This is a genomic window from Aphanothece sacrum FPU1 (assembly GCF_003864295.1).
Lineage (GTDB): Bacteria > Cyanobacteriota > Cyanobacteriia > Cyanobacteriales > Microcystaceae > Aphanothece_B > Aphanothece_B sacrum.
In genome coordinates, this window is the sequence record NZ_BDQK01000013.1 from 423,527 (window position 1) to 442,522 (window position 18,996).

The 18,996-nt window shown below is 35.5% G+C and carries 13 protein-coding genes and 1 pseudogene; 5 read left to right on the top strand and 9 right to left on the bottom strand.

The window, feature by feature from the left end:
- Positions 1–96 precede the first annotated feature (96 nt).
- From AsFPU1_RS12615 to AsFPU1_RS12625, 3 genes and pseudogenes are all read right to left on the bottom strand, one after another.
- Complete coding sequence (locus tag AsFPU1_RS12615) at positions 97–1,635, bottom strand: serine/threonine-protein kinase (protein WP_124975267.1); 1,539 nt, start codon at positions 1,633–1,635, stop codon at positions 97–99.
- A 150-nt stretch (positions 1,636–1,785) separates the two neighbouring features.
- Complete coding sequence (locus AsFPU1_RS12620; protein ID WP_124975269.1) at positions 1,786–2,229, bottom strand: hypothetical protein; 444 nt, start codon at positions 2,227–2,229, stop codon at positions 1,786–1,788.
- A gap of 204 nt (positions 2,230–2,433) precedes the next feature.
- Positions 2,434–3,579: pseudogene (locus AsFPU1_RS12625) on the bottom strand (anhydro-N-acetylmuramic acid kinase); the annotation flags it as partial.
- Positions 3,580–3,806: 227 nt separating this feature from the next.
- On the opposite strand from AsFPU1_RS12625, the gene AsFPU1_RS12630 reads away from it, so the two are divergent.
- Positions 3,807–5,786, top strand: coding sequence for an ABC transporter ATP-binding protein/permease (locus tag AsFPU1_RS12630; RefSeq protein WP_124975273.1), 1,980 nt, complete (start codon positions 3,807–3,809; stop codon positions 5,784–5,786).
- Between the two features lie 180 nt (positions 5,787–5,966).
- On the opposite strand, the gene AsFPU1_RS12635 is transcribed toward AsFPU1_RS12630, so the two are convergent.
- From AsFPU1_RS12635 to cbiT, 4 genes are all read right to left on the bottom strand, one after another.
- Positions 5,967–6,809, bottom strand: coding sequence for a PEP-CTERM sorting domain-containing protein (locus AsFPU1_RS12635; protein WP_227873539.1), 843 nt, complete (start codon positions 6,807–6,809; stop codon positions 5,967–5,969).
- Positions 6,810–7,195: 386 nt separating this feature from the next.
- Positions 7,196–8,821 (bottom strand): IS1634 family transposase, encoded by a 1,626-nt coding sequence (locus tag AsFPU1_RS12640; RefSeq protein ID WP_124972238.1) that lies wholly within the window; start codon positions 8,819–8,821, stop codon positions 7,196–7,198.
- Between the two features lie 243 nt (positions 8,822–9,064).
- The gene (locus AsFPU1_RS12645; RefSeq protein ID WP_124975275.1) at positions 9,065–9,952 is read right to left on the bottom strand and encodes a phosphatidate cytidylyltransferase; all 888 of its coding nucleotides are present in this window, start codon (positions 9,950–9,952) and stop codon (positions 9,065–9,067) included.
- 131 nt (positions 9,953–10,083) lie between these two features.
- A complete protein-coding gene (gene cbiT / locus AsFPU1_RS12650; protein WP_124975277.1) occupies positions 10,084–10,674 on the bottom strand; it encodes a precorrin-6Y C5,15-methyltransferase subunit CbiT in 591 nt (196 codons plus the stop codon).
- A 109-nt stretch (positions 10,675–10,783) separates the two neighbouring features.
- Here cbiT and AsFPU1_RS12655 point away from each other — a divergent pair, with 109 nt between their 5' ends.
- The 3 genes from AsFPU1_RS12655 (at position 10,784) to AsFPU1_RS12665 (ending at position 15,674) form a co-directional block, all read left to right on the top strand.
- A complete protein-coding gene (locus tag AsFPU1_RS12655; protein ID WP_124975279.1) occupies positions 10,784–11,734 on the top strand; it encodes a homogentisate phytyltransferase in 951 nt (316 codons plus the stop codon).
- Between the two features lie 21 nt (positions 11,735–11,755).
- Positions 11,756–13,888, top strand: coding sequence for a DNA helicase RecQ (gene recQ, locus AsFPU1_RS12660; RefSeq protein WP_227873543.1), 2,133 nt, complete (start codon positions 11,756–11,758; stop codon positions 13,886–13,888).
- Between the two features lie 85 nt (positions 13,889–13,973).
- On the top strand, positions 13,974–15,674 hold the full coding sequence (locus tag AsFPU1_RS12665) for an ABC-F family ATP-binding cassette domain-containing protein (RefSeq protein WP_124975283.1): 1,701 nt from the start codon (positions 13,974–13,976) through the stop codon (positions 15,672–15,674).
- 83 nt (positions 15,675–15,757) lie between these two features.
- Here the strand turns inward: AsFPU1_RS12665 and AsFPU1_RS12670 are convergent, their stop codons facing one another.
- Together AsFPU1_RS12670 and acsF are read right to left on the bottom strand one after the other, a co-directional pair.
- Positions 15,758–16,228 (bottom strand): DUF29 domain-containing protein, encoded by a 471-nt coding sequence (locus tag AsFPU1_RS12670; protein WP_124975285.1) that lies wholly within the window; start codon positions 16,226–16,228, stop codon positions 15,758–15,760.
- A gap of 442 nt (positions 16,229–16,670) precedes the next feature.
- Positions 16,671–17,747: a magnesium-protoporphyrin IX monomethyl ester (oxidative) cyclase gene (acsF, locus tag AsFPU1_RS12675; RefSeq protein ID WP_124975287.1), complete on the bottom strand. Its 1,077-nt coding sequence runs from the start codon at positions 17,745–17,747 to the stop codon at positions 16,671–16,673.
- 318 nt (positions 17,748–18,065) lie between these two features.
- Here acsF and AsFPU1_RS12680 point away from each other — a divergent pair, with 318 nt between their 5' ends.
- On the top strand, positions 18,066–18,926 hold the full coding sequence (locus AsFPU1_RS12680) for an MBL fold metallo-hydrolase (RefSeq protein ID WP_124975289.1): 861 nt from the start codon (positions 18,066–18,068) through the stop codon (positions 18,924–18,926).
- The last annotated feature ends 70 nt before the right edge of the window (positions 18,927–18,996 follow it).

An 18,996-nucleotide genomic window follows, 5' to 3' on the forward strand; every position in this document is an offset into this window, starting at 1 on the left:
AAATCAATGATTCTCACAAAAAAGTTAAATAAACCCGCCCCTACACCACATTTCCTGCTGTGATAGATAGTGGGGTAACGCGCATCGGATTTATTCTTAGAATGTGGCAATATCTTGAGGACGAGAAGGGTTAGTATTAACATCTTCAAGTCTAGCTAAAATTGTTGGTTTGAGCTTCTCAAATTCTTGTCTTAACATTCTTTTGGTAATTTGTGGTTTACCCCCTCGCATCAGTTGACTTTTATCTGACCATTCTTGCAGGTTTTTGCACTGGTTAGGGGCTATATTCGTAGTAAGGACGTGCTGACAACGGTCGGTTCCTTCGACGGGAAAAAATAAAAGCCAATAAGAACCTAATTCTCCTAATAAACGAGCAAATCGCTGACCGGAGGGGGTTTTTAAGTCGAGATAACAGGGTAGCCATCTGGGGCCATGTTCACGATGATAGAGAACCGTTAGCCAGAGTATCATCGGATGGGGACTGGTCATAAACACAAATTGATTGTAACGAATACTCGACATTCGATTGAGGATATCTTGCTGGTCGAGCATCACCCATAAACTAGCAAAAGTTCCCTCTGAGGCCCGCATCACATGGGGAAAAACAATTTTTTGTCTAGGTTTATCTTGAGGCCAAGCCATTTTTAGACAGATATCTTCCGCTTTAGCTAAGGATTTTTTAGCATTGGGAGTATCAGCAATCATGGTAGGCATAGCTACCAGGGTTTCTTGACATGATTCGGGTTGACTCGGTTCTAGACTTTCTAAAGAGTTTAGTAAATCGGTAATAGTTTGAGGACGGTCATTAGAAGCTTTAGCTAAACATTGCATAATCAGCTTTTCTAAAGCCTCTGGGAGATTAAGCTTAGTGGGGAAAGGTTTGGGTTTAGAATAGTGATGGGCTTCATACCAGCCACCAAATGATGAGTTTTCGGGGAAAATAGGCATTTCTCCGGTAAGCATTTCATACATCATGATGCCTAAACTGTAGATATCTGAGCGACTATCTAGTTCTTTACCTTCTATTTGCTCAGGGGAACAATAGGCCAGAGTTCCCATAAACGACTGAGTTTGAGCTTCTCCTGACTGAACTAATTTAGCAATACCAAAGTCGAGTATTTTAACCAATTCTCCTAAAGCCGGATCATGTACTACCAGCACATTACTCGGTTTAACATCTCGGTGAATAATAGGACACATTTCCCCTTCAAACATAATGCCTTTGTGGGCGCATTCGAGTCCAAAACAAATTTGTCGGGTTACTTTGAGAAATCGAGATAGGGATAAAGGACGAAACTTAATAATTTCGCAAAGACTTTCTCCTTGAAGATATTCCATGACATAAAAAGGAATTTCTTTCTCATCAACTCCATAATCTCTAACCCGAACAATATGATTACTTCTTTCTCCCAACAAAGCAGAAATAGTAGCTTCTCGTTCAAATCGTTCTCGCATACGATTATTGAGTAAAGCTTGGGAGAGGAATTTAACGGCGACAGTGACACCACCTAGTAATTTATCTTCTCCCCGATATACTTGGCCCATAGCACCACTACCAACTAATTCTATGAGTTGATAGCGATTAGCCAGTAAACGTTGGTGGCGAGAATCATTCGTTGTACCTGGGCGACTCATAATAATTTGTCAATAATGGCTAAGGTGAGTAATTAACAGTTATCAGTTATCAGTTATCAGTTATCAATTATCAGTTATCAGTTATCAGTTATCAGTTATCAGTTAAAAGTTTTGGTAACTGTTTACTGTTCACTGTTCACTGGTTTAAGGTTAGGGTTGACGTTCTAAAACGGCTTCCATCGTGCTAGTCAGATAATGACCCGCTAAGATGCCACTAGAAAGGTGGTAAGTGTTGTTGTCAAGACGATAGAAGGTTTCAAAGCCACTACGCCGTTGACGGTCGCTTAAGACCCAGTATCGTTGAATAATAGACTCAGGGCCTATCCATCCTTCTCCTTCTACTTGTCCTAATAAACTTTGTTGTAGTACATAAGTATATTGTTGTTCTTCTCCATTAAGGCGGCCACGATATTGAAAGGAAATTTCAGGGCGATCGCTATTAGGAAAGACCAATTTAGTTACCATCGTGAACCAATTATCTTGACTCCAGGCGACAATGGTTCGACCCTTAACAGGTAAGGGCATTTCATTGCGTTCGAGCCAATGTCCTTCAATTGTCCAACGTCCAACTTCCATCAAAAAGCTATGAGCCAACGTTTTGCTCCTTATCTCCTAACAATAATCATCAGATCCTTATATGGAAAAGAGTAACTCTTTCTAGATTTATAATTCCCTAAAATTACAGGAAACTAACAGTTATTTAAAATTCAATTTGAGGTTTCACTTCTGTAGGGGCGGGTTTTTGCCTAAAATTCTCTAATTTTAATCAATCCTTCCGATAAACCCGCCCCTACATACTCATAAGGGAAGATGGACATCACCGAGTAACATTGGTTGTTTGGCCCCTGTTACTTTGGGTAAATTGCCTGGTACACCCTTGACAAACCGCCAATAAGCAAGTACCGCAAAGGCGATCGCTTCTTTATAATCTGCATTCATACCGACTTCATCAGTAGTTAAAATATTGGCCTGGGGTAAGTGTTGTTTTAGTCTTTGTTTTAAGTATAAATTGTGACTTCCTCCTCCACATAAAAGAACTTCATTAATAGGTTGTTTAATAAATTGACCATAACTATCAGCAATAGAAGCGGCGGTAAAGTCGGTAATTGTTGCTAAAAAGTCTTCTTCTGATAATTGATAAGCAAGTGATTCTTGCCAACATTTTTCTAAAAATTCTACGCTAAATAATTCACGCCCGGTGGATTTTGGAGGTTCTTTTTGAAAGAATTCCTGATTTAACCATTGTTTAATTAAAGATTGATTAGGGGTTCCTTTGGCTGCCCATTCTCCATTTTTATCGTAGGTTTTTTGGCCGTTTGTTAATTTTTGAATTGCCAGATCAATTAATACGTTACCTGGGCCTGTATCCCATCCCATAACTTTATTTTCCCAGTCTATTTCTTGACGAGGAGGTAAATAAGTTACATTGCCAATGCCGCCGATATTTTGCACACAACGATAATGATTAGGATGACTCAAAATATAGGCATCTACTTTGGGGACTAAAGGCGCACCTTGTCCCCCGGCTGCCATATCAGCAACGCGAAAATTATTAACCGTAGGAATTTTTGTTAAATTCGCAATTATTGCCCCTCTGCCTAATTGTAAACTATAGCCTAATTCATCTTTTTCTGGGGGACGATGAAAGACAGTTTGTCCATGGGAACCAATTAATTCTATAGGAGTATTATTATTTTTTAGTTGATTAACTGCTTCGACAAAAGAGAAGGCTATCGCTTCATCTAATTGAGCAAATTCTGTCATAGAAAGTTTTTGTTCTGCACATACTTCTAATATTTGATGCCTGAGTTTTTCTGGATAACAATGAGTAATTCCTGCTATAAAATTTATCTTTAAATCTAATTCTGTTCCGGTGATTTTTACTAAAGCGGCATCAATTCCATCTACAGATGTGCCACTCATTAAGCCAAGACAATACATAGATTTACCTTGAGAATTTTGATGCTAATCATTATCATATCACTAAATGACAAAATTTTTGTGGAATAGGCATCTTGTGTGGAATAGGCAATGGGCTTCTTTTGTGGAATGGGCATCTTGCCCGTTTACCCCTGCGGATAATTCAAAATTCAACTTGACTTTTAATACTTTTTACTGTAGGCTATATTTAATTTTGTTGAAATTTTCAAGATTAAATACCTAATAATTTAATGACAAATTCTTCTCGTTTTGAGTTTAATAAGAAACTTTGGCTACGTTTCATTGAAATAGCACAACCTTATTTTTTTCCAGTTGCTGCGGGGCAAACTCGACTTTTTTTCGGATTGATTTTTACTTTATTATTAGGGGTTATTTCTTTCGCTTTCTTCCTGACGGTTGGATTAACTTTTTTAGGTGAAGCTGTTCTTCCTGCTTTTTTTAATAGTTTTGCTAAAGATTTAATTACTGGTATCAACAGTTTATTAAATAGTCCTATTCTTTATATTTCATTAGGCGCATTTTTAATTTTTGCCATAAGTTTTGCTTCTCAGAAACAAAAAATTGAGAATAAATGGATACAATGGTCTTTTCTGGGACTTCTGTTATTTTTATTGTTTGCTGTTAATGGCTTAAATGTGGTTATTAGCTATGCTTTACGGTTAATTCAAACTGCTCTAAATGAGAAAAATGCGCCTGTTTTTTGGCAGTATATAATGGTCATTTTCCTTATTTTTGTGGCTGCCATACCCATCATTACTATTTATCGTTATACTAGGGAAAAATTAGGCTTACTCTGGCGAGAATGGTTAACAAAAAGCTTGTTAGAACGTTATTTTAAAAATCGCTCTTATTATGAGCTTGATTCTAATTCGATTAACCCAGAAATTGACAACCCTGATCAACGTATTAGTCAAGATATTAAATCTTTTACAGGTGTTACTTTAAATTTCCTTTTAGATATTTTATCAGCCATTCTGAGTCTCTTTTCTTTTACAGCAATTCTTTACAGTATTTCTCCAGAGTTAATGTTTGCATTATTAGCTTATGGGATATTGGGAACTCTAGCAGGTATTAAGATAGGCAAACGATTAATTGGTATTAATTATGAACAATTACGTTTTGAAGCTGATTTTCGTTATAGTTTAGTTCGAGTACGAAATAATGCTGAATCTATTGCGTTTTATAGAGGAGAAGAACTAGAACAAGGTCAAGTTATTAAGCAACTGATGGCAGCTATAAAAAACTTTGATTTCTTAATTATATGGCAATCAATTCTTGTTTTATTTCAGAGGGCGTATACTTATATTCCTGTCGTTATTCCTTATCTTATTGTTGCTCCATTGTATCTGTCAGGTAAGTTAGATTTTGGAGCAATTCTTCAAGCTGATGTTGCTTTTTCACAAGTGTTCTCTGCTCTTTCCCTAATTACGGATAATATGAAAGATATTACTGAATTTGCTGCTAGTATTACCCGTTTAGGAGAATTTTATGAATCTTTAGATGATTCTTCTAGTACCAGAAAAATGACAGATGATTTCCAAGTTGAAGTGACTTATATTGATTATGAATACAAGTCTCAAATAGAGCTTAATCAAGTTACTTTAAAAACTCCAAATTATGTAAGAACTCTGATAGAAAACCTTTCGGTTACTATTAATATCCATGATAATTTATTGATTATGGGAGAAAGTGGTTCAGGTAAAAGTTCTCTATTAAGAGCAATTGCTCAATTATGGACATCAGGAACAGGAATTATTCTCTGTCCAAAACCTGAAGATATGTTATTTTTACCTCAACGTCCTTACATGATTGTAGGAACATTAAAGGAACAGTTGCTATATCCTAAACTCAAAGAAAAAATAGATAATAATAAGTTACAAGAAATTTTAGAAACGGTTAATCTACCAAATTTAGTTGAACGTTTTGGGGGATTTGATGCTCAAGAAAACTGGGAAAATACCCTATCTTTAGGGGAACAACAACGGGTAGCTTTTGCTAGAATTCTAGTTAATCAACCTCGCTATGCGATTTTAGATGAATCCACCAGCGCGCTAGATGTTACTAATGAAGAATTTCTCTATCAACAATTATCTCAACAGGGTACAACTTATATTAGTGTGGGACATAGACCGACTCTGTTACAGTACCATCAGCAATTATTAACAATATTTGACGGAGGAACCTGGAAACTCCAAAAGATTGAAGGTTAACTTTAGGGGCAATTCATGAATTGCCCTATTTTACCGGACTTACTATGCTAAACTAATAATTAATAAAAGGCTAAAGCCTAATCCCATAAAAACAAAGTCCGCCTTCGCGGACTAAATGATTCGGTTGCGTAGGCAACCTTTGTTTTTATAGCTTAACTCTTTAGAGTTTAAGAGATTATCTTATTTTTGTTTTTTAGAAAGTTTCCGTTTAAAGAAACTACCAAATCCTAGAGCTATTGCCGAACCTAAAATGGTAAGGGGTTCAGGAACTAATTCTACCTGAATGCGAGCGACCTGATAACCAGGAGCTAGGAAATTTGCATTAGCAAATCGGGGATCTGATAAAATTGGGCCACCAGGAATAAACCCAGAATGAAGGGCAACAATACCGTTCTCGTCAACACCAGTATTAGGGGTCGCTTGTCCAAAGAAAGCTGTATTAGTGGTGCTTTCATCATTGACCTCTGTACCCCCATCAAGAACACTAGAACCTAACACAATAAAGTCAGCACCGATGAAGTTACCTGAATTATCAAAGATAGGATGAGCTAGGGGATTACCATTAGCAATAAAAGCATCATTACTAGGGATAATCATTGAAGCATAGCTGAAGTAACGACTACTAGCTAGGGTACGATCGACTTCAAAGGAAAGACTTGTGGTTTCACCCGGATCAATGACAGGGGCAGCAGGAAAGCCACCTGGGGCAGTTATAGTGCCTTGGACTGTGCCAGCACCAACGGCATTAAACTGGGCAGAGATGGGCCCAGTGTTTCCATCTTCTATCAGAGCTTCAGTACCAGGAAATGCATTTAAGGAGACACCGCGATCATAAATATCAAAGCCACCGTTATGAAAACCTACCCATAGAGGAGTTAAAAAGGTTCCATTGGTAGGAGATAGGTTAGTGATGGTAACTTTCAGCTTGGCAGCAGAGGCAGCAGAGGCAAAAGTTAATAAAGACCCGGCTGTGAGTAGGGTGATCATAGCACGGAGCTTTAAAGACATTGTGAGAGTATTCATATAGATATTTGATCCCTAAAAAAAATCGAATTCATGAGCCATTAAGCTTCAGTAATCTGAATAATTCGTGATAATTTCCTGAGAATATAATAAGAAATTCAAGAAGACTTTGAATAGAAAAAATGCTAGCTAGATATTATACAACTTAGATTCCGCACTTCAAAATGTAGTATTAAAAAATACAGAGCTTTGAAAAGGCAAAAAATTCAGATGGAATAAAGAAAAATTCTCAATCCATCAGATGTTTGGGTGAACTTATCAAATTTAGAATATTTTAACTCGTTGAAAATTAGAAGAAGTCACCACAAACAGAGGAGTATTTCCCCTCCTCTGTGAATATTATTCAACTCTTATCGATTTATTCTTTTTGTTGTATTTGCTTAAAATTATAGATAATATTTTTGACAAGATGCGGGCAAACAACTTAAAATAAAACGTCTTTCTTCCGTTAAATTAACAATCTGTTTTACTTCGTTTAAAATTACAAAATGAATCCCTTGGAAACATTGAAACATCCATCTCAATGTAGGACGCTCTGTTAATTTACCAACTTGATTTTTGACTCCTACCTTGGCTCTTTTTAAACACTTTCTTAGTTCTCTTTGTCCCAAGTTATACAGGAGCAAACAGAAAGACATCAAAAATAACATTGTCTCTATTCTTTCCGGTTTCTCGACAAAAAAACTATCGGCAAAAAATAAAGGATCTTTCAAGAATCGAAATCCTCTTTCAGAAGATTGCTGATTTTTATAAGTTATGAGAATTTCAGTCGGCTCTAATTTATTTTCCTCTACTAAGTTAGTCGCTAAAATAAATCTCCCTGATTCTTTAGTTCTTTTAGCTATCTCTTCATTATTTTTCTGAGCCAGACCAACAATTTTATAAATCGTTTCATTTTTCTTAGAGCAAGCTTCAATAAGTTCAACTTCTATTATTTCAAAAAATCTCAGTTTTTTGTTAATGGCTTTTAATTTATATCTAGCAGATTGGGGATGCTCAAATTCTTCAGATTGTAATTGTTTAAGAAGTTTTTGGCATTTATCTTCTTCTTGTTTGAGTTGTTTTTCTAGTTTCTCTAAGTCACTTTTTTGTCTTTTTTCACTTGATACTATTAACCAAGTTTGCTTGATTCCACCATAAGTTACTATTTCCTCTTTCCAAGTATAACCTTCTAAATGTAGGTGACTTCTTTTCTTTTTTTCGTCATCTGTTATTTCTTCTATTTCTACATTTTGTATTAATTCTTTCGCTTTTTTGAGGGTCATTGGAACCCTAGTTATCCATTTTAAATGTTGGATTAGTTTGAGATTTTCTTGACTATATAAAGCACTATCACAGACCATGATACTGTCAAACTCTATTTGTTTTTTAAATTCTACTAAGATTTTTCCAAATACGGCTTTGTCAGCCTCATTTCCATCTCCAACTCTGACAAATAAGGGTAAGTCTCCATCTTGGGTTGTTATTAAGTCTAAAACGCATTGTTTTAAGTCTGGTCGATGGTCACGAGAGTATCCTTTCTTAATAAAAATTGGTCTTTCTTTTATAATCTTTTCTTCTTGCTCTTTCTCGTATTTTTCTTCACTTTTATATTCTCCATCTAGATGGAATGATGTGGCATCTAAATGGGAATATTTAATCTCTATTTCAAATTTATTTATAACTTCTAAGATAACTTCTATAAAGAGATTATTTAGTCCATATTTATATAATTCATCCATGACTCTCCCAATTTTATCATCATTTATATAATTAGGTTCTATTCCTTCTCCTAATAATTTTTCGACGGCTTTATCTTCAAAAAATTGGCTAAATAAATATAGGGGTCTTGAGACAAATCCTAGTCCATTGATGAGAATGGACTTAACTACCGTGCCTGCTGAGATTTTTTCTCTGACATCTATTCCTAATTTATTATTGATTATTTTGACTATTCCTATTTCATCAATTAATCCGGCTACTATGCCTAAATGGTCTATATTTTTAACTTCTATTTCTTCTAGATAAGACACTTTTTCGTTTTTCTTTATGGTGGATAACTCAAACAATTATCTCATCTTTTTGCCTCATCTTCTTTAAGCAATTATACTTAGAACAAATTAGAAAAGACTGTAGTATTTAATACTACTTTTTTGAAGTGCGGAATGTGGGATACAATTAATAGGTTAAAAAATCAATGAAAATATAAATATTGTGAAAACAGGATTTTTAATCTATTTTTTAAGTTAGTCAACAAATTTTAAGCCAAAGTCTTTCTACTGTAATAATGGTAAAAATAAGGTGACAAAATAGTAAACTAAAGGGGCTGTAAAAACATAACTATCCGTTCTATCTAAAATACCTCCATGACCTGGAATTAACTGTCCTGAATCTTTTACTCCAGCATCTCGTTTCATCATCGATTCAGTTAAATCCCCTAATAAGCTAACAATCCCAATTAATACTCCTAATAACATTCCTGTCATATACCAATAGGGCCATTCCAGATACCAAGCCCCAATTTCTGCGACAATAACACTGCCTAATATTCCAAAAAATGCCCCTTCTACTGTTTTTTTCGGACTAATATCTGATAAGCGAGTTTTCCCTAACCATTTTCCCATAATATAAGCCCCAATATCAGCAGCCCAAATACAACCAAACGCTAAAAAAGTAACGGTTAAAGCAGGAGGAAATAATTTAGGATGAGTCCAAGACTCCGGCCAATATCCCATCAAGTGTAAGTTACTACTAGCAATGTCTATGGTAGGGACAGGATGAGTAAATCCTACTCGTAATCTTACCCAATAACTCGGCAAATATCCTCCATAAAATAATCCTAAAATAGAGGTTGAAATATCAGCAATGGTGGCTAATTTTGGTTGGAATAACAGATAAAAACAAATCAAGGCCCCAGTCAAAGGAAATAGGGCATCTGTAAGGGAAGAAGCCACCGCAGAGGTAATGAGTAATATTTGAGACAGAACAAGGGTTGTTTTCCCTGCTGGTGCAATGCCTTTAGCTCTTACTAACTGAAAGTATTCTAACTGTCCCAGGAAGACAATGACACAAAATCCCAGGGTAAAATACCATCCTCCGATAATAAGCATTGCCAAAGCAAGGGCTAGAGCAACAATTGTACTGACAATGCGAGTCCAGGGCATAAGTAACCGTAAGAGTTAAATGGGAAGTAAGGTAAGCACGATGTTAAGAATTCTTTATGAAAGGTTAACAAATTATGCTACCTAAATTGTATAAATTTCCTTGAATTCTTGGTAGTCCCATTTTTATTCCCTTAAAATTTCTCTCCACTTAGGATAAAAATAGGGTCAACGGCCGCAAAAGTTTGATTTATCCCTCGCGTTTCTAAACGGTTGATGCCTGATTGTACTACTTCTATGTTACGCGCTTGTAATTCGGATAATCCTTCAGAGATGAGATATAAAGTTTCTAAATTTCCGGCTGTGGCGACTAAACGTCCTTCTGGCTTTAAATATTGCCAAACTTTGAGTATTATCTCTTTAATGGGACGACCTCCTTCGATACACACCCTATCGGGTAGGGGTTGTAGTTCCCCTAGACAGTCGGGGGCCTTTCCTTCAAAGATTTTGACGTTCTCGACTCCAAAGCGATCACAATTTTGCCGAATTAATTTAACTACATCTTCGTCCCGTTCTACGGCAATAATGGTATTTTCTGGGCAAAGTAAACCTATTTCTACAGGAATTGTTCCAGTTCCTGCGCCAATATCCCAGATGACTGAGTTTGATTTAAGTCTGAGGGCAGAAACCAGCAATAGACGTACTTCGCGTTTACTTAGAGGAATACCTGGTAAACGTTCAAATAGTTCGTCAGGAATGCCAGGAGTTTTGTAGGGCCAAAGCATGATTATAAGGTGGGGAGGAGAAAAGATTAATTAGGGTTGCGACATTAATTATAAAACCCTTTATGATTTAATAAAGTATCAACATAAAAAGAAAGACTAAAGTTATTCTATGCCTCAAATTTCTTTGGTGAAGCCTAAAAATTTTACAGCCTCTATTTTTTCTGGATTATGGAGTTTTTGGAAGTTTTCCCGTCCTCATACCATTTTTGGCACGAGTTTAAGTGTTTTATGTTTATATTTTATTGCTTTGCCAGCTACTAATAATGTTATTAATTTAAGTAATTTCGTTTATTTATTAGGGGCTTTAATGGCTTGTTTATGTGGCAATATTTATATTGTAGGATTGAATCAATTAGAAGATCGAGAAATTGATCAGATTAATAAACCTCATTTACCTATTGCTGCGGGAGAATTTTCGGTTAAACAAGGCATATTAATTGTTGCAATTACAGGTATTTTATCCTTAGTATTAGGTTTTATTTTTGGTTGGTGGTTATTGGCAACTATTGGCATTAGTTTAGTCATTGGGACAGCTTATTCTTTGCCACCTATTCGTCTGAAAAGATTTCCTTTTTTTGCCGCTTTATGTATTTTTACTGTAAGGGGTTTAATTGTTAATCTAGGATTATTTTTGTATTTTACCAGCCGTCTCAGTAATACTGCTTTTTTGCTTCCTTCTATTTGGATTTTAACTGGTTTTATTGTAGTATTTACTGTAGCGATCGCCATTTTTAAAGATGTTCCAGATCTCGAAGGTGATAAACAATATAATATCATAACTTTTACTTTATTACTAGGAAAATCTAGTATTTTCAAGATAACTTGTGGCATCATTATTTTTTGTTATTTGACCATGATTGTGATAGGAATATTTCAGATATCTGGTATAAATTCTTGGATTTTAATATCTTCTCACCTTAGCTTATTAGGGTTAATAATTTGGCGTAGTCAAGGAGTTGATTTAGACAATAAAGGAGAAATTACTCAATTTTATCAGTTTATTTGGAAACTCTTTTTCTTAGAATATTTCCTGTTTCCTACCGCTTGTCTTTTCTCTTAAACAATTATCCATTATCTAATGATGTCTAATTTTGATTCTCTTGAACAGTCCCTAAAACATTTTTTTGGTTACGATACTTTTCGTCCAGGACAGGCTAAAATTGTCGAAGAAGCTCTACAAAATAGAGATTTATTAATTATTATGCCCACAGGAGGAGGCAAGTCTTTATGTTTCCAACTGCCGGCCCTTCTGAAACCAGGATTAAGTGTAGTTGTCTCTCCTTTAATTGCCTTAATGCAGGATCAAGTAGATTCTTTATTAGACAATGGAATTGGGGCGACCTTTCTTAATAGTACCCTAAGTTGGGAACAATTACAATCACGAGAACAAGCTATTATTAAAGGTAAAATTAAATTACTTTATGTGGCCCCAGAAAGATTATTAAATGACAAATTTCTTCCTTTTCTTGATTTTATTGCTTCTAAAATAGGACTATCTGCTTTTGCCATTGATGAGGCCCATTGTGTATCAGAATGGGGTCATGATTTTCGTCCAGAATATCGACAATTAAGACAACTGCGTAAACGATATCCTCAAGTTCCTGTATTTGCTTTAACTGCCACAGCAACTAAACGAGTTAGAGAAGATATTGTACAACAATTAAATCTCAGAGAACCAGGAGTTCATCTTGCTAGTTTTGATCGACCTAATTTATATTATGAAGTAGTTCCTAGATCTGGTAATAATTATCTTGAATTAGTTAAATATGTTCGCCGTCAAAAAGGGTCAGGAATTATTTATTGTTTTAGTCGTAAAATTGTTGATGAAGTAGCTTTTCTTTTACAAGAAAATGACATTAAAGCTTTACCTTATCATGCGGGATTAAGTGATGAAACCAGAAGTAGTAATCAAACTCGTTTTATTCGAGATGATGTTCAAATAATGGTAGCTACCATTGCTTTTGGTATGGGAATTAATAAGCCAGATGTTCGCTTTGTTCTTCATTATAACTTACCTCGTAATTTAGAGAGTTATTATCAAGAATCAGGACGAGCAGGTAGAGACGGAGAACCAGCAAAATGTACCCTATTTTTTAGTTTATCAGATTATAAGAAAATTGAATTTTTAATTGAACAAAAAAGCAGTGCAGCAGAACAAAAGATTGCTCGTCAACAGTTAAGTCGAGTCATAGATTATGCAGAAGGTACTGACTGTAGACGCACCATTGTTTTACGTTATTTTGGAGAAAGATTTCCGGGTAATTGTGGTAATTGTGATAATTGTCTTAACCCTAAACCAATAGAAGATTGGACAATTGAAGCCCAAAAATTTCTCTCTTGTGTTGCTCGTTGTCAACAAAAATTTGGTATGATTCATATTATTGATGTTTTAAGAGGGTCAAAAAAGCAGAAAATAGAACAATATGGACATCATTTACTCTCAACTTATGGCATTGGTAAAGAAAGAAGTGTTAACGAATGGAAAATGTTAGGACGTTCTTTAATTCATCAAGGATTAGTAGATGAAACCACAGATGGTTATCCCATTCTTAAACTCAATAAAAAGAGTTGGGAAATATTCCGAAATGAGCGCAAAGTCGAGATTTCTATTAGTGATTCTTCTGCTTCTAAAGCCTTAGAAAATTATAATCCTAGAGCAGCAGAAAGTGATTTATTATTAGAACGTTTAAAACAGTTACGCAAGTATATTGCCGATGCTAATCGAGTTCCTCCCTATGTGATTTTTGCCGATTCAAGTCTGAGATTAATGTCCCATATTAAACCTCAAACCGTAGAAGATTTTCAGAAAATTTCTGGTGTAACTCAATATAAAGCTGAACAATATGGAGATAATTTTGTTTCAGAAATAAGGTCTTTTTGTCAAGAGCAAATATTACCTATTTCTTTGCCTTCTCGCAGTAATATGACTACCCTTGAACTCTATCAACAAGGATTAAGTATTACAGAAATTGCCCAAAGACGAGGATTGAAAGAAAGCACAATTTATTCTCATATATCAGAACTTATTGAAATGAATCAACCTATAGATATTAATCAATTTGTATCACCCGATAAACAAGCCATTATTATTGAGGCACTTACAACCCTTCAAGAATCATCTTTAACCCCCATTAAAACCTATTTAGGAGACAATTATAGTTATAGTGAAATTCGCTTAGTTATGGCTTGGCATAGACGACAAAATAATGGATAATTAACAATGATTAGTTATTGCTTCTAACTTCTGCTATAGTGCTTATATATGAAACTTTTAGTATCCCCAAACGAGAGAAAATTCAATGTTACGACTTGAACACATCAGCAAAATTTACTCTACCGGAGAGGTATTAAAAGATGTCACCTGGGAAGTTAAACCAGGCGATCGCATTGGTTTAGTTGGGGTTAACGGGGCCGGAAAATCCACCCAACTTAAAATCATTATGGGGGATATTGAACCTACTTCTGGGGAAATTATTCGGCCTGCTAGTTTACATATTGGTTATCTAACGCAAGAATTTGAAGTTGAACCGAGTCGAACCGTACAAGAAGAATTTTGGACAGTTTTTACGGAAGCAAATAAGGTACATCAAGCACTAATTCATGTGCAACAAGCGATGGAAACGGCAACTCCAGAAGAACTAGATAAACTAATTCATAAATTGGATTCTTTACAACGACAATTTGAAGCTTTAAATGGTTATGAATTAGATTCTGTAATTGCTAAAATTCTGCCAGAAATGGGGTTTAAAATAGAAGATAGCGATCGCTTAGTCAGTGCCTTTAGTGGGGGTTGGCAAATGCGAATGAGTTTAGGAAAGATTCTCCTGCAAAAACCTGATATTTTATTATTAGATGAACCGACAAATCATCTCGATCTAGAGACAATTGAATGGTTAGAAAAATACCTCAAAGGTCTTAATACTCCGATGGTCATTGTCTCTCATGATAGGGAATTTTTAGATCGTCTTTGTACCCAAATTGTGGAAACAGAACGGGGAGTTTCTACCACTTATCTGGGTAATTATTCAACCTATCTTGAACAAAAAGCATTCAATCGTGAGATTCAACAAAATACTTACGAAAGTCAGCAAAAAGAAATCGCAAAACAACAGGTATTTGTTGACCGTTTCCGGGCTAGTGCTACTCGTAGTACCCAAGCAAAAAGCCGCGAAAAACAACTTGATAAAATGGAACGGGTTGATGCACCTATCAATGATCTAAGGGGTTTACGTTTTCAATTTCCTCCTTCTCTTCGCAGTGGTCAAGAAGTAGTTATAATTGAAAATTTAGTGCATATTTATGATGAAAATATTCTCTTTTTAGAGGCATCATTATTAATTGAAAGAGGCGATCGCATTGCATTTTTAGGACCAAATGGTTGCGGAAAATCTACTTTACTCCGTTTAATTATGAATCTGGAAACGCCTACAGATGGGTTAATAACATTGGGTAAACATAATGTTATTCCTGGTTATTTTGAGCAAAACCAAGCAGAGGCTTTAGATTTAACTAAAACAGTTATTGATACCATTCATGATGAAGTTCCCCAGTGGAAAAATGTAGAAGTTCGCTCATTATTAGGGCAATTTTTGTTTACGGGGGATAGCGCATTTAAAAAAGTAGAAGCCTTAAGTGGAGGTGAAAAAGCCCGACTTGCTTTAGCTAAAATGTTGTTGACTCCGGTTAATTTACTAATTCTTGATGAACCGACCAATCATTTAGATATTCCGGCGAAAGAAATGCTAGAAGAAGCACTTTCTAAATATGATGGAACCGTATTATTAGTGTCTCATGATCGTTATTTCATCTCAAAAGTTGCTAACAAGATTGTAGAAGTTCGAGATGGAGATTTAGTCGTTTATCCAGGAGATTATCATTATTATTTAGATAGATTAGAGGAGGAAAAACAGAAGGCAGAGGAAGAACAAATAAGGGCTGAAAAAGAAGCAAAAGCTGCCGCTAAACGGGCTAAAGAAAAAGCTAAAAAAGGTAAGAAGTAATAGGATATAACAGTCCTGACTCATTTTTGAGAAGTGGCACGCCGCATCTTGCCTGTGAGATGTGTTAAATTCTATCAACCTACTTAATATTCCCCATAAAAATCATCATCCAAAATTTGTTGAAAGGTAAAAGGACATTGACTCGGATATTCAGATTCATTGGGCATACGAATACCAAAAGATGTCCTTTTTCCTTCTTTTATAGCAATATCTCGGCCATCGGTATAAGCTTCTTGTAAAATAGTGGGTAAATAAGCTTTTAGAGAAGGAGTTTTAGAAAGTTGCTTTTTGATTCGTTTTCGATGTTCAATTACTGAATTATACCAACTATTTTTCATGGTTTCTGGTGCATCTGCTTGAATATTTAATTTTAATAAATGTGCCAACAAAATCATTAAATTACTTTCTAACGCATTCTTCTCAGCTTTCCCCAAATCTCTTAATTCCTCAATAAGATTAGCAATATCTAAAGACTCAAATTCCTGGTTTGCTAATTGTTCAATGGTTTGTTCTATCCATAAATTAAAGTCTTTTTCGTAAAGTTTTGTACTCATTATAAATCCCTTTTTAAAAAGCAAATTATCGAAAATTAATCAAGTAGGGGCATATGTAGGTTGGGTTGAACGATAGTGAAACCCAACACAGGGGTTTGGTTGGGTTTCGTTCCTCAACCCAACCTACAAACTGCGATAACTCCTAACTCATATGAAATGGAAAAAAGAATGCTACATAAGTCCTCTAGGGGCGGGTTTATCTAATATCCTGGTTAGAAGCATAAACTGTTGTAAAAACCCGCCCCTACACCCGACCTTATTTGTAGCAAACATTTAGCGATTCCATATCAGGTTGTTGGGTTTCGTTCCTCAAACTTAGGTTGTTGGGTTTGGTTCCTCAACCCAACCTACAAGAGGGTATCAAAACCCTAAAAATAGGGGTAAGATATATCTCACCCCCGCCTGATCAATTTTCACTAAATTTAATTACCACCAGAGTAAATTAACGGACAGTTCCAATTAATTGATCAACCCGAATAGGCTTCATGAAATAGAGTTTTAAGAATTGCACTCCATTAGACACAAAAGCAGGTAATTTTTGCAAGAATTTGATGGGTTCAGCACTATTAGAAGCATCAATTTCCCGTAATCTTTCGTTATTTTTGATGCAGATTTCCAAGGTTCCATAGAATTCAGGATTTTCTACATCTAACATCACAGGGAAAACTCTTCCAGCAGTTTCATTGGTTTTCTCAATGACATATTTATCATAACTTCGTGCATCTAATCCCAGAGACGCATAAAAATCAGACCGTTGAATATCATTAAGATACATGGTCGCAAATACAGACAACAGGAAGAAACGACACCATAGACGGGCTTTCCAATCATTTAAAATATCAGGACTAGCCTTCATAATGGCATCAAAAAAGTCGCCGTGACGGTTTTCATCCTGACACCAATTTTCAAAGAAATGGAAAATGGGATAAACTCTGTTTTCGGGATGTTGTTCTAAATGACGATAAATGGTAATATAACGCCAGTAACCAATTTTCTCAGATAAATAGGTCGCGTAAAAGATGAATTTAGGCGCGAAGAAAGTGTATTTACGACTCTTAGTTAAAAAGCCTAAATCTAGAGACATATTAAAATCTGACAATGCTTTATTAAGGAACCCCGCATGACGGGCTTCGTCACGAGACATCAGATTAAAACACTCAGCTAAGACAGGACTTTTTCCTTTTAAACGTCTGCCTAATTCTTTGTAGAGAAGGAACCCCGAAAACTCCGCCGTACAGGAACGTTCTAAAAATTCCACAAACAAGCGACGGGTATCCCCATCAATATGTTCCCATGATTGATCAAACAATTCATTGCGAATGAAGTGATGACGGTTGTAGTCAGTGCGAAATTCTTCGAGAATGGCTTGTAATTCCTCTTCGTTGACTGAAATGTCCATCTTGGCCATCGCGTCAAAGTCTGTGGTATAAAAGCGAGGGGTGAGAATGGTTTCTTTAGCAGGAACTTTGATACCTGGGCGTAGTTCCTCAAACTCAGGTTTTTGAAGGGTATTGACCATAGCTTGTTTAAAGGGATTTTTCTTTAATCGGATAGAGTCAGCAACAAAAAGTTACTTTATTTTGGCCTTGTTAGACGCGGCTTGTATCATAGTTTATCAGCCTCTAGGTCAATATTGAGCTTTCTTTTTATTAAGAGTTACAACACAATGTCAAGTTATGTTAAAAATAAGGTCATTAACTAATAAATAAGGTAAGTATTTTTCCGTGAATGGGAAACTTGACCAAAAAAATCCGACCGATAGAGCCAACATATTGATACCCTAGTGAATAGTCCGATTAAATAAGGGTTTTGCTTTAGCCGCTTGTTTAGGAAATTTATGTCTAATATTGATGATCGCTTTGAAATAAAATTTTGGGGGGTTAGGGGGAGTATTCCTTGTCCTGGAACCGAAACCGTCCGTTATGGGGGGAATACCTCTTGTGTAGAAATGCGTGTGGGAAAAGAACGCTTAATTTTTGATGGGGGGACAGGACTGCGAATTTTAGGACAGTCAATGTTATCAGAAATGCCTCTTATGGCCCATTTATTTTTTACTCATTCTCATTGGGATCATATTCAAGGATTTCCTTTTTTTATTCCTGCTTTTATTAAGGGAAATAAGTTTAATATTTATGGTTTACCGGCCCCCAATGGAGCAACAATTAAACAACGTCTTCATGATCAAATGTTGCATCCTAATTTTCCAGTTCCTTTACAAATTATGCAAGCAAATTTAGAATTCTATGATATAGAAGCTGAAGGAAAAATTACAATTGGGGATGTTATTATTACCACAGGAAAGTTAAATCATCCAGGGGAAGCATTAGGGTATCGTGTTAGTTGGAAAGGTTCAACAGCCGTTTATATTACGGATACAGAGCATTTTCCTGATCGTCTTGATGAGAATGTTTTAAGATTAGCACAAGATGCTGATGTGTTAATTATTGATACTACTTATACTGATGAAGAATACTATCAGAAGGGTTCTAGTAAAGTGGGATGGGGTCATTCTACTTGGCAAGAAGCGGTTAAGATAGCCAAAGCTGTTAATGTTAAAAACTTAGTTCTTTTTCATCATGATCCTGCCCATAATGATGATTGTTTAGATCGTATTGGAGAACAAGCAATATCAGTATTTCCTAATACTGTCTTAGCCAAAGAAGGATTAATAATTAAATTAAAACATCCCTTATCATAATCATTGTTACTATTTTAAAATTAAATTAATCGGTTATACCAAACCTAGTATGTAAAACCATGCCACAATA

Coding starts and splice junctions, on each gene's coding strand:
- AsFPU1_RS12655 (WP_124975279.1), top strand. CDS start 10,784: ATGCCTCAAATTTCTTTGGTGAAGCCTAAAAATTTTACAGCCTCTATT.
- acsF (WP_124975287.1), bottom strand. CDS start 17,747: ATGGTCAATACCCTTCAAAAACCTGAGTTTGAGGAACTACGCCCAGGT.
- AsFPU1_RS12680 (WP_124975289.1), top strand. CDS start 18,066: ATGTCTAATATTGATGATCGCTTTGAAATAAAATTTTGGGGGGTTAGG.
- AsFPU1_RS12670 (WP_124975285.1), bottom strand. CDS start 16,228: ATGAGTACAAAACTTTACGAAAAAGACTTTAATTTATGGATAGAACAA.
- recQ (WP_227873543.1), top strand. CDS start 11,756: ATGTCTAATTTTGATTCTCTTGAACAGTCCCTAAAACATTTTTTTGGT.
- AsFPU1_RS12630 (WP_124975273.1), top strand. CDS start 3,807: ATGACAAATTCTTCTCGTTTTGAGTTTAATAAGAAACTTTGGCTACGT.
- AsFPU1_RS12645 (WP_124975275.1), bottom strand. CDS start 9,952: ATGCCCTGGACTCGCATTGTCAGTACAATTGTTGCTCTAGCCCTTGCT.
- AsFPU1_RS12615 (WP_124975267.1), bottom strand. CDS start 1,635: ATGAGTCGCCCAGGTACAACGAATGATTCTCGCCACCAACGTTTACTG.
- AsFPU1_RS12665 (WP_124975283.1), top strand. CDS start 13,974: ATGTTACGACTTGAACACATCAGCAAAATTTACTCTACCGGAGAGGTA.
- AsFPU1_RS12635 (WP_227873539.1), bottom strand. CDS start 6,809: ATGAATACTCTCACAATGTCTTTAAAGCTCCGTGCTATGATCACCCTA.
- cbiT (WP_124975277.1), bottom strand. CDS start 10,674: ATGCTTTGGCCCTACAAAACTCCTGGCATTCCTGACGAACTATTTGAA.